Genomic DNA, 10,275 nt, shown 5'->3' with positions numbered 1-10,275 from the left:
GCCCTCGGCGGCAGAACGCCGGAGGAGGTCCATACGGCCTGCGACAGCATCGACATGGCGGCGTAACGCACACCAGAACCAAGCTTAGCAAAGCCGCCAATCTGTCCGCCAAACCGGGACCACCTCACGAGCATCGCGGCCTGACCGGCAAGCAGTTGGCCGCGGCCGCCGGCATCGCGCCCGCGACCCTCTCGCAGATCGAGAAGGGCGTGCGCACCGGCAGCGTCGAGATGCTGCGCAAGATCGCCACCGCCCTGCGGGTGGACCTCGACGACGTCGCGTGAGCGCTGGCATAGGTGGAGGGACTCGAACCCCCGGGCCTCGGATTTGGAGTCCGTGCCGCGGCCCCGCCGCTCACCCATCCAGCCAGCCGTGCCTCCGCCCGCGTTCCCCGTGTCTCCTGCCGCCCGTGGGGGAGGACTGACCGCTCTTCCGAGCTTCCGGCGCGTCCCGGCTCTCCACGCTGGCGTGAGCCGGCCGAATGCTGCCCTTGCCCAAGGGGCCGTCCAATCCGCCCACGGAGCACGCCCCCTTGAGGGTGACACGTGCGGTCGTTCGGCGGCATCCGCCCAGGACTGAGGCGGGCTGGGTAGCGGGGCCCCGGTCTCCCGGGGCCCCTCTTGGATTGCTGACCCGCTATCCCTGGCGGACCACGTAGATCGGGCTGCTGGGCGCGAAGGCATAGAACCCGTGGCCGAGCCACCCGAACCCGAAGGCCCGGCGCACGAAGCGCGGCTCCTCGTAGTCACCCATCTGCTCGAACTCGCCCGCCGGATTGCAGGAGATCAGCTTCCAGCCGATGAACGGCAGGAGCGTCCCGAACAGCGGCAGCGCGCGGTCGTGGCCCATGCGGATCAGGACCTCCCGCGTCGCGGGGTCTCGCTTGAAAATCTGCATCACGAATCCTCGCCGGTCCGGTGCCGCTATCGCTTCTTGAAGGGAAGCACGCCCTGCCCGGCCTGCGCGGCGACGTGCTCGGCGATCAGCGCGTTGCCCTCATGCGCCAGCCAGTCCCGGATCGTGTCCACGTGGAACAGGTAGCGGTTGGTCTCGCGGCTCAGGCGCGGGGGCTTGTCGGTCTCCAGGGCGAACCGGCGCAGGCGGGCCGACACCTTCTGGGAGAAGGCCCGCCGCTTGCGCGCCGGCACCTTCTTGTCGATGAGCACCTGCAAGGCCGGCTTGTAATCCGTCGAGACCACGTGCCCGCCCTCCAGCATCGCGCCCTCGACCATGGCCGGGATCACGGTGGTGAGCTGGGCGTGGAGCACGGACTTCACGATGCCGCCGATGACCATGCGGGCCTCCTCGTCCAGGACGAGGTGCTGCGGCCCGATGTGGCCTTCCATGTACTGGCGCACCACGGTGTTGCACCAAATATGGAACTCGGGCGAGAGGTACTTCGCGTAAGCTAGGCCAATCTGCCAGTGCGCGTAAGTGCCTCCATTCTTTCCCTTTTTCGTCATAACATGGGAATTTCCCATGTTATGGGCTTCAGCCAAGACCTCGATGAACCTCTTGGCATCAGCGGATCGGAGCCACTCCGCCACATTCCGCGCTGGATCGGAGCCCTGCGCCTTCCACATATCGGTCAGGCACAGCATCTCTCCGCGGTCGTGGATTTCGACCCCGTTGTAGACCAGGGGCGCGCGGGCGCCCCGCGCGCCGCCGGGCGGCAACACGTCGTTCAGCATCATCAGACCTCAGGGGTAGGGGTTCGTCCTGCAAGGTGCCGCGGCGCGGCGGGCGGCCGCCCATCCCATCAGAGCAGCCTGCCCTGGGTCGGCTTGCCCAAGAGGCGCGCGAGCACCGTGAGCCCGCGCGGCGTCACCCGCACCTGCTCGAATGTGTGCTCATCCCCGTCCTTGCCCGGGATCACCTCGACCTTGTGCTCCAGGTAGCCGGCATTGATCCGGGGCTGATGGGCCACATAGCGCCCATTTCCGCCGCGCCGGAAAATCCACCCGTGGTTGCGCATGTAGGTGAACAGCTCGCTGGGCTTCATCTGGAGCGTCTTGGCCGACGTCGAGATGCACGTGCTGCCGTTCGCGGTGGCGATGCGGTCCAGGGCCGCTACCTTGACGCTTTGCTCCTTGACCTTGGCCTCCAGCGCTGCCGCGCGCTGCCGCGCGATCGTCTTGGCCTCGACCTCGTCCGCCCAGGCCCGGGCTGCCATCACGGGGTCGGTGAAGTCCGGGAGGGCCGGACGGCCAGCGGCCACCTCGGCCTCAAGCTGCTGCCAGCGGTCGATGATCCGCTTCCGCATCCGAGCGTCGTAGCCGGCAACCAGGGTGACGGCATGAGACTTGTCGAGATGGAACGATGCCACGTATCCGCGTGCATCTTTCCTCCAAGTTACTGATTTTACTTGATCCCTCAATTTTGAGGGATCATTTTCCAAAGCCTCAAATGTGTCTCCTGGCTCTCCATAAAGTTCCAGGAGCATCCTCTTGATGTCACGCACGACATTGTCGTGGCGCTTCTCCGTAAGATCGGCGATTTCCAAGCTCGACATCGTCAGGGGGGTGCCTGGGCGCCGGCCGGCGCCGAACGTCAATTCGTCCTTAGACATCTCCATACCTCAGGGTTGGGGTTCGTCCTGCAAGGGGTGCCGAGGGGCGGCAACGGCCGGGCGCGGCTGGCGCGCTACCTCGGGAAATCTGGGAGCGGGACCGTCTGGCCCGCGAGCGCGTGGGTGCTGTCCGGGAGGAACTCGATGCGGCCGTCACGGACGAACGAGTGGCAGCGGAAGCACTGGAAGCCGTCCTTGGCCCCGAAGGTGCACCAGCACGGCTTGCCCGGCGGGTGCGCGGGCATGTAGTGGCCGGACGTCACCAGGACCGAGGGCGAGAACGTCGGGGCCTCGGGATTGGCGTTGTAGGTCCAGCCGCCGCCCTGGCCATTGCTGACCCGGATCGTGTGGGCCTCGTCGCAACCCGGGCACCAGAACATCAGGCGGCCGCCCTCGGCGCTGCGCAGCTTTGGGCCCAGGAACTCCATGGCGACCTCGCGTGGCTCTCTGCGGGACCGGCGCATTCCAGGCCCCTGATTTTCGATGGCCGTCCATCCGGGCGGCACCGCCGCAGAGAATCTCGGGAAGAGGAGCGGCTGGTGTGCCGCCAGATGGGTTTCGACGCTTCGCCTCGGTGCGGCGTTCCCTCCGGACCAAGACACCGGCTTTGCAACGTTGCCCGCATCCAGCTTTCGCTTGCGGGACGTATCCGGCCCTTACTGCAGGCTTTCACCGTGGGGCGGGTGACATTCTACGACCCCGCTTTCGCGTCGAACTCGTGCGCGCCGAGGCGCGAAAAAACGAAGGGGCGGCCCCTGTTGCGAGGGACCGCCCCTGTACGCTCGACGCCGGGACGAATCGGCGGAGCGAAGATGGTTGCGGGGGCCAGGATTGAACTGGCGCCCTTCCGGTTATGAGCCGGACGCGCTACCGCTGCGCCACCCCGCAAAACGTCGGGTTCGGCAAAGGGGGTATCAGCCCCACCGGCTCGCGCCGTCCTCGCCCTGTCGCCGTGGCTTCCCGGCGGTCTATCGCGGGTCCGTGGTTGTTTTGGGACTAGCTCTATTTTTGCTTGAATTTCACAATTCTAATTGGCCGACTCTTGACTATTAGCCGTGATCCCTCAATCTCTTTAAGAGGTTTCTGCTTTGCTCTCTTTGCCGCTTTATGGAATCTTGTGCGTCAAAAATCGCTATTTCAACCGAACTATGGATAGCGATAATATCGCGTATTGCGGACTTAAAATTTTGTTCTTCAATAAGTTTTATATCAACGTCAGTTGATCCGTTTGGAACGTCATCCAGGTCATGCATCCTGTATAGCGCCTGACTTATCTGCCATTTTATATCTTCTGGTGCGTCCGGTATTTTTTGCGAAATTAAACTGTACCAATCGCAATCATAATAATTGATTTGATCTGCGTCGCTAAAGCCTAGTGAATTCATGAATTCGTGCGCATATTTCTGGGCGCTCCACATTTCGATGTGCTCATCTGGAATTGTGACGGCATCGCGAAGAAACGAATCGACCTCCCTCAATCCAGGAAGTTCTCTGACCGCCCTTTCGCGCTCCGAAACGGTGAATTCTATCCGTCGAGCAATTTGCATTTCCTCGATCTGGCCTTTGACGCCACGCAGTGCGAGCCAGCCAGCCGTAATTGTCGCGCAGGCTCCGACGATGGCCCCGAGGAAAGCGCTGTCACGCAGAAGCAATCCAGCAACTAGGCCTCCGGCCAGTGCGCCAGAAGCGCCACCTACAATGGCGGTTTGAAATAGGGAGATCAGACGCTCCATGCGGGAACGCTGCCCGGTCTCGCTCAAGTTGTCGAGTGGGGAGCGCCGCTGATAGGCCTTTCTTCGCAATTTCGTCCGGTTCTCGCCCGAGCCAGCACATTTGCATTGGGGGCTTTTCAACGTCCACCGCGGCGGTGCAGTTTGGGGGAGTGCAAGGGTGAGGGGGGAGTTGTCCGGTTGCGGCACTCCACCTGCTCCTCGGCAGAGACAAGAAGAGGGGGTGGGGAGGTCCATGCGGTTCGCTTTCAAACTGCTAAAGCGCTCGGACCTGACGTTTTTCGAGTACCAGTTCAGGCGTCAGAATGCCGGGAACCAGAAGTCGCTCAACCTGAGCAGGCGCGTGTTCATCGACGTCCTGTTTCCCTCGGCCCCCGACATCGCGCAGGCCAACGGTGCAGGTGGCGCCCCCAAGGCCTTCCATCTGCCTCTCACGATCTATGGTCCTGGCGAAAGGGCTGAGCCGCAGCGGCTGTCGCGCAGCGTGCTGCCCAAGACGCGGACCCAGAAGAACTGGCGGCTGAACGGGGAGTTCGTCCCCGATCCGGATTTCGATCCGGACCGGTATCATGGCTTGCTGCCTGAAGACGTGGCTGTGCTGGCTTTCGAGGGCGAGGCCTATCCGACCGCGGTGACGATCGTGCTCCTGAGCCAGTCCGAGGCGGCCGATACGGCGCTCCGGACGGCTGCCATGGAGGAACTCGATGGGCGCTCGATGGCCGCAGTCGAGCCCGGCACACTGCTGTCCATCATCGAGCGATCAGCCCCACCCCATCATCCGATCCGCGAACTGCTGGACCTCGAAAGCGACGAGGCGCTGGCGGAGGCCGCCGAGGGATCGGCCGAGGGCGTGCGTCGCCTGCGCGCCTCCGGTTCGCTGCGCCGGATGTCGGCCGAAGCCCTGGAAAGGGCCCGCAGGGCAGCGCAGGACCTCGGGAGAGAGGGCGAGGTGCTTCTCAGCGAATGGCTTGAGGGCGAGGTCCAGGCCGGGAACCTGCAATCCGCCACCTGGATTTCCGAGCAGAACGCCGTTTGCCCCTGGGATTTCGAGGTGGAGGAGCCGGACGGCACCCTGGTCCGCATCGAGGCCAAGACCACGAGGGGCCCGTTCGAACGCGAGTTCCACATTTCGCAAGCCGAGCTGGAAGCGGCCTGCGAGCCCGGAGCGCCGAGAACGGACCTCTATCGCATCTCCGACCTGGCGCCCCAGGGCGGCCGCCTGCGCATCATCCGTGGAATCGCCGAGACGGCTCGAAGGGTGTGCGAGAAGGCCGCGGAGCTTGGCGACGGCATCGTGCCGGATGCCTACACGGTTCGCCCGGACCGCTTCGGGCTCTGGGAGGAGCCGCGGAACCTTGTGGCGCCAGAGCCGGAAGAGGAGGAGTAGCCGGGCCTATTCGGCGGCGACCGCGTCTCGCTGGGTGCTGCGCGGGGCCGCCGCCTTCTGGAGCGCTTCCATGATGGCCTCCGCGAGCCGTCTGGCCATCAGCGGGGGAACCGCATTGCCGATCTGGCGATAGGCCGGGTTCATGGTGCCGCTGAAGCGGAACCCGTCAGGGAAGCTCTGGAGGCGGGCGGCTTCACGCACGCTGATGACCCTGGCCTGGGCGCTGTCGTAGTGGATGTGGGAATAGGTGTCCTTGCCGATGTGGGCCATCAGCGTCCGCACTGGAAAATCCGGGCGCAGCTTCCACCAGCGGTTCGGGAAGGTGCCCACCGGATACGGGGGCACCATGGCCCTGTACAGCCGGTCCCTCTCGCTCTGCGCGACCGGCCGGCCCGTCTCGGCCTTGAGTTGCGCGATCCGTTCCTGCCAGAGCCTCACGGCGGTCGCATGCGCAGCCGGGTATTCGCCGCCGCTGGGCATCTCGCGGAAGATCGCCGCGTCCCTCGGAAGATACCGGATCACGTGATCGCGCAGCCCATCGGGCGAGGCCTCGAACCCCGGCCACGTGCGCATGAGGGTGGCGTACTCGCCGAGCTTTGCCTTCTTGGGATAGGGGACGGCCTCGTCGAGACGCCGCGCCCCCCGCTTGAGGAGGCCCTTCAGGTGCGCCGTGATGGGCGGCAGGTCGCCGATCGCCTCCCGGGCCTCGACCGGACCGGGGAGGTCAGGCGATCCATGATCCGCCTCCTCGAAGCTGTCGCCCCCGAAGAGATCGACCAGCCGCAAGGCGACGGAGCGCGTGCCGCCATATCCGGGAGGCAGGACCATGTGGCGGACGGCCTTGGGGAAGCGGACGTCCGACCCGAGCGACTCGTGGAGCGCGATCAGGAAGACGCGATCCCGCATCTGGGGCACGCCATGGAAGGCCGAGTTGATGAGGCTGTAGCGCACCCTGTAGCCCAGAGCCTGCAAGGCTTCCGCCACCTCGCCCATGACATTGTGGCCGCCGTAGTTGAGCACGTCGGGCACGTTTTCCATGAGGATCGCAAGCGGCTTTGCGGCCCGCACGAAGTGAAGGTACCGGAGATAGAGATTGCCGCGCGGGTCCACCTTGTATGCGGACGGGTGGTCTGCCACCTCGCGGAGCTTGGCGCGCCCAACGCGCGCATATGCTTGGCAAGGCGGCCCGCCCACGACGACATCGAACGCCGACTCGATGGAGCCCAGGCCCAGCTCGCCGACAAGCTCATCGGGTTCGAGCTTGGTGATGTCCCTCGCCAGGGCGTGCTTGGCGAACAGGTCCGGCTCAAGGCCACCGTGGAAGTTGGTCGCGTGGGTCAGTGCTGCAAGGGAATCCAGCTCGACCGCTGCATCAATGCGAAAGCCCGCGCCCTGAAAGCCAAGCGAAATGCCCCCGCATCCGGCAAACAGGTCAAGAACGCGCGGCGGCTGACCCTTCGCGAGACGGGCTACCTTGGCCTTGATCGCCTTCGCTTCGTCCACCGCACTCACCCAATCCCAGAAACTGCGCGATTCGCTTCTGGAGAAGCGTAGCGTCGCCCGTCTCACATTCCCATACCCGCAAGACGGACCATCCACTACCCTCAAGCTCGGTGAGGTTGCGCGCGTCCCGGGCCACATTGGATGCGAACTTCCGGTTCCAGAACTCCGTGTTGCTGCTCGGGGTGGTGGCCTTGGGGCACCCGGGATGGCGGTGCCAGTAGCAGCCCATGACCTCCACGATCTTGCGCCGGCCCTTCATGACGATGTCGGGCCTACCCGGAAGGTCCTTGACGTGCAGGCGGTAGCCCACCCCGAGGTTGCGGAGGGCTCGCCGTACGGCCATCTCGGGTCGCGTGTCGGCGCCCCTGATGCCGGACATCATCCGGCTGCGAACCTGGGGGGTAACGATGTCAGCCATGCCGTTTGCCTCCGTCCGAGGCGCGACTGGACCTATGCATCGGTCCGCTCGCCACGGGCGACAATCTGAAGGCCTCCGGTCGGGAGAGGGCGCTGAAGCGCCTTCGCCTCATCCCACGGCGCGGCCATCCACGTCGTCAGCTCCTCCGACTCCGTCAGCACGACCGGCATAGCCTTCGGGTGGATCGAGGCCACGGGTTCGCTGGGCTCGCAGGTCAGGAAGCCGTAGAGGTCCGCCGTCACCTCGCCCTCGGCTTTCTTCCGCGTGCTCGTCCACGAGCACCACAGGCCCGCGAAGAAGGCGAGGGGCCGTTCTTCCGAGAAGGCGAACCACACCGGCACCTTCTTGCCGTCCACGGTGTCGTATTCCGAGAAGCTCGTGAACGGCACGAGGCAGCGGTGAGCCGGGCCCAGCCAGCGCCGCCAGTGTGGCGATGAGGTGTTGCGGATGTTGGTGACGCCCGGGTCGACCGTGCGCCCCTTCAGCGCGAAGGCCGGCGAGGGCATGCCCCAACGCGCCATGACCAGCTCGCGCACCCCGTCCTCGCCCGTGCGCACGATCGGGGCCGCATAGTCGGGGAAGATGCCCGGGAGCGGCGGCAGATTGCCCGTCCGGTCCCGCATGGCGCGGGACAGCTCCAGGATCGCCGCTTGGCCCTTGGTCATGGAATAGAGGTTGCACATGGGCCAAGGCTACGGCCTGGCCCCCTCGCGCACCAGTGGCGTGCGGACGGTCCCCGCGGCGCCATGTCGGCGCCGTGGGTTTGGCTTTAGGCAGCCTCATTGGCCCAAGCAAACCGCTCCTTCAAGCCGTTCAGGTCGGTGTGCGGGACGATGCGCGCATGCTGAAGCATGCCAACGACAATGCCTGGATGAATGCCGACCTCATCGGCAAACCGAGTGACCTCAGCAGCCGACCGCGGCCTGCTCGCCTTGAAGGTGTTGAAGCGCAGGCTGCCGACAAGGGTTTCTTCCGCCCAGGCGTTAGCCTGCTCCTCTGCGCCATCGCCATCGCCGCCCCGCTCGTCGACGAACGTCTGGCCGCGATGCAGGATGATGTGCGCAGCTTCATGGAAGAACGTCCACCAGAAGTGATCGTTGGACTTCATGCGCAGCGACATCTGGATAACGGCGTGATGCTCATCAAGCCATCGCGCGGAGCCGAACAGGCAGGTCTTTCGGATCGGCTTCTCGAAAATCAGGGCCACCCCCGCGTCTCGGCAGAGCCGCGTCATCCGTGGCTCGAATTCGGAAGGCTGCTTTACGGTGAGAGTGCGGATTTCCTGCACCGCCGCCCGAAACGCCTCCTCGGAATACGGAGCCACGTCCATCGCGCGAGCCTTGCGCTCGCCGAGCAGAAGCCACGCGACGACATGGGCGTCCGAGGTTGTGAACGCACGCGATTGGCGATGCTGGACTGCAAGGCCGTTCACCAACGCCGGGAATGCAGCCGGGCTGCCGATCCCGAGAAACGCAAGGAGGCCGGAGAGCTGGCGGGCTGCGTCCCGGCCGGCATCCGCGATGGCGCCGCGGGCCACGAGTTCCTTGATCGGGAACTCGCGGCACCAATTCGCCCATTCCGCGGCCTTGGCACGTTCCTTCTCGCGGGCCTGATGCAGGTCCCATGCGGACTGCAATCGGGTCCAGATATAGTCCTTCATCCCGGTGACCCGTTCGAGCCGAAGAGCCGAATCCGCCGAGACCCGATTTTCGCCGTTGATGATGGTGCTGACGAGCTTGGGCGTCATGCCGGCGAGGCGCGCGAATTCCGCCTGCGACATGCCTCGGGTCTCGATGAATTCTGCAAGATGCTCGCCCGGATGGGTCGCCCAATCCGGCGCCCACGGGGTCATCGCCTCCGTGCTAGGCATACCAGTGCTCCCCTTACTTCTTGTGGTAATCGACGACTTCCACGATCTCGATCGCGGTCACCTTTGTCAGGTCGACCCCTCCGTCTTCCTTCAAGGGAAGCGGGTCGTGGTTCGGCCGGAACACAAGGCGCCAGTTGCCGCTGACATCGACGGCATAACAGCCCGCGTAGTCCTCCGAGAGCTGGTGGCGCCGCGGCGGAGGCTCTGCCGGCACATCGCCGAGCCTTTCGGCCTGATAGAGGAGTTCAAGGCGCATCTTGAGGCGCTTTGCGAGCGTGCCATATCGCTTCGCAATGGCCGCAGCTGTCGCCATCTCCTTCTCCAGGCGTTTCGACGCAAACGATACCTTCATCAGAGGTGTCCGTTACCCAATAGGTAATACGAGGCGAGTCGTTACGCAATCGGTAACAGCTCTAGGAGCGCTGCGCCAGACGCAGGGAGGCATTGCGCTGGAGGAATCGGTGCCTGTCCACCGCTGAGGCATGCAGCGGGCAAGGAGGAGGTGATGCCGCGATCTTCCTGGGGCGCGATTGGGTTGGGCCCACGCCGGCCAAGCAAGATCGGAAGCAGTGATGCTGTAATAATCGAAGTATTAACGTGCTCTGAATGCTCTGTGTGGTGCGAATACCAAAAAATGTCGCGCGCATTCGTTTTTCATCTGGATGATAATCGGGGGTCACTCTAGGAAGATCACGTCGGGACCGGAACCGCCGAGCCCGCTGGAACAGGAAAACCTGCCCATGACCAACGTGACGACCCTCAAAACCAACATCGCCCGCCCCGCTCGCCCCGCTCGCC

Annotated in this window: 12 protein-coding genes and 2 tRNA genes; 2 read left to right on the top strand and 12 right to left on the bottom strand. The window is 64.7% G+C overall.

The features are described 5' to 3' along the window. Nucleotides 1-284, top strand: a 284-nt coding sequence (locus K9U40_RS20015; protein ID WP_282891880.1) for a helix-turn-helix domain-containing protein, incomplete at its 5' end; no start/stop codon positions are given. Between the two features lie 4 nt (nt 285-288). Here the strand turns inward: K9U40_RS20015 and K9U40_RS20010 are convergent. The 7 genes from K9U40_RS20010 to K9U40_RS19980 all read right to left on the bottom strand — a co-directional run bounded on the left by K9U40_RS20010 (nt 289) and on the right by K9U40_RS19980 (nt 4,302). Further along, nucleotides 289-362 (bottom strand) — tRNA-Trp (locus K9U40_RS20010). A gap of 274 nt (nt 363-636) precedes the next feature. Then, a complete protein-coding gene (locus tag K9U40_RS20005; RefSeq protein ID WP_282891879.1) occupies nt 637-897 on the bottom strand; it encodes a hypothetical protein in 261 nt (86 codons plus the stop codon). 26 nt (nt 898-923) lie between these two features. After that, nucleotides 924-1,691: a KilA-N domain-containing protein gene (locus K9U40_RS20000; protein ID WP_282891878.1), complete on the bottom strand. Its 768-nt coding sequence runs from the start codon at nt 1,689-1,691 to the stop codon at nt 924-926. A gap of 68 nt (nt 1,692-1,759) precedes the next feature. Beyond that, nucleotides 1,760-2,569, bottom strand: coding sequence for a phage regulatory protein/antirepressor Ant (locus K9U40_RS19995; RefSeq protein ID WP_282891877.1), 810 nt, complete (start codon nt 2,567-2,569; stop codon nt 1,760-1,762). A gap of 74 nt (nt 2,570-2,643) precedes the next feature. After that, entirely contained in the window at nt 2,644-2,997 is a 354-nt protein-coding gene (locus K9U40_RS19990; protein ID WP_282891876.1) for a DUF6527 family protein, read from the bottom strand. Between the two features lie 385 nt (nt 2,998-3,382). Then, nucleotides 3,383-3,457 (bottom strand) — tRNA-Met (locus tag K9U40_RS19985). A 161-nt stretch (nt 3,458-3,618) separates the two neighbouring features. Beyond that, nucleotides 3,619-4,302: a hypothetical protein gene (locus tag K9U40_RS19980; protein ID WP_282891875.1), complete on the bottom strand. Its 684-nt coding sequence runs from the start codon at nt 4,300-4,302 to the stop codon at nt 3,619-3,621. Between the two features lie 232 nt (nt 4,303-4,534). On the opposite strand from K9U40_RS19980, the gene K9U40_RS19975 reads away from it, so the two are divergent. After that, nucleotides 4,535-5,686, top strand: coding sequence for a protein NO VEIN domain-containing protein (locus tag K9U40_RS19975; RefSeq protein WP_282891874.1), 1,152 nt, complete (start codon nt 4,535-4,537; stop codon nt 5,684-5,686). A 6-nt stretch (nt 5,687-5,692) separates the two neighbouring features. Here K9U40_RS19975 and K9U40_RS19970 read toward each other — a convergent pair whose 3' ends face one another. The 5 genes from K9U40_RS19970 to K9U40_RS19950 form a co-directional block, all read right to left on the bottom strand. Next, nucleotides 5,693-7,189 (bottom strand): DNA cytosine methyltransferase, encoded by a 1,497-nt coding sequence (locus tag K9U40_RS19970; RefSeq protein WP_282891873.1) that lies wholly within the window; start codon nt 7,187-7,189, stop codon nt 5,693-5,695. After that, entirely contained in the window at nt 7,119-7,607 is a 489-nt protein-coding gene (locus K9U40_RS19965; protein ID WP_282891872.1) for a very short patch repair endonuclease, read from the bottom strand. Before K9U40_RS19965 ends, K9U40_RS19970 begins: the two co-directional genes overlap by 71 nt. Before the next feature lie 32 nt (nt 7,608-7,639). After that, complete coding sequence (locus K9U40_RS19960; protein ID WP_282891871.1) at nt 7,640-8,290, bottom strand: SOS response-associated peptidase; 651 nt, start codon at nt 8,288-8,290, stop codon at nt 7,640-7,642. Nucleotides 8,291-8,376: 86 nt separating this feature from the next. Next, entirely contained in the window at nt 8,377-9,477 is a 1,101-nt protein-coding gene (locus tag K9U40_RS19955; protein ID WP_282891870.1) for a HigA family addiction module antitoxin, read from the bottom strand. Nucleotides 9,478-9,490: 13 nt separating this feature from the next. After that, nucleotides 9,491-9,829, bottom strand: a complete 339-nt coding sequence (locus K9U40_RS19950) for a type II toxin-antitoxin system RelE/ParE family toxin (protein WP_282891869.1) — start codon at nt 9,827-9,829, stop codon at nt 9,491-9,493. Between the last annotated feature and the right edge of the window lie 446 nt (nt 9,830-10,275).

Origin of the sequence: Xanthobacter autotrophicus (assembly GCF_030015065.1) — a bacterium.
GTDB classification, from domain to species: Bacteria; Pseudomonadota; Alphaproteobacteria; order Rhizobiales; family Xanthobacteraceae; genus Xanthobacter; species Xanthobacter autotrophicus_D.
This window is presented reverse-complemented; position numbering and strand designations above follow the sequence as displayed.

Bases quoted from the DNA above. Each gene is read 5' to 3' on its own strand.
- K9U40_RS20005 (WP_282891879.1), bottom strand. From the start codon at position 897: ATGCAGATTTTCAAGCGAGACCCCGCGACGCGGGAGGTCCTGATCCGC.
- K9U40_RS20000 (WP_282891878.1), bottom strand. From the start codon at position 1,691: ATGCTGAACGACGTGTTGCCGCCCGGCGGCGCGCGGGGCGCCCGCGCG.
- K9U40_RS19995 (WP_282891877.1), bottom strand. From the start codon at position 2,569: ATGTCTAAGGACGAATTGACGTTCGGCGCCGGCCGGCGCCCAGGCACC.
- K9U40_RS19990 (WP_282891876.1), bottom strand. From the start codon at position 2,997: ATGGAGTTCCTGGGCCCAAAGCTGCGCAGCGCCGAGGGCGGCCGCCTG.
- K9U40_RS19980 (WP_282891875.1), bottom strand. From the start codon at position 4,302: ATGGAGCGTCTGATCTCCCTATTTCAAACCGCCATTGTAGGTGGCGCT.
- K9U40_RS19975 (WP_282891874.1), top strand. From the start codon at position 4,535: ATGCGGTTCGCTTTCAAACTGCTAAAGCGCTCGGACCTGACGTTTTTC.
- K9U40_RS19965 (WP_282891872.1), bottom strand. From the start codon at position 7,607: ATGGCTGACATCGTTACCCCCCAGGTTCGCAGCCGGATGATGTCCGGC.
- K9U40_RS19960 (WP_282891871.1), bottom strand. From the start codon at position 8,290: ATGTGCAACCTCTATTCCATGACCAAGGGCCAAGCGGCGATCCTGGAG.
- K9U40_RS19955 (WP_282891870.1), bottom strand. From the start codon at position 9,477: ATGCCTAGCACGGAGGCGATGACCCCGTGGGCGCCGGATTGGGCGACC.
- K9U40_RS19950 (WP_282891869.1), bottom strand. From the start codon at position 9,829: ATGAAGGTATCGTTTGCGTCGAAACGCCTGGAGAAGGAGATGGCGACA.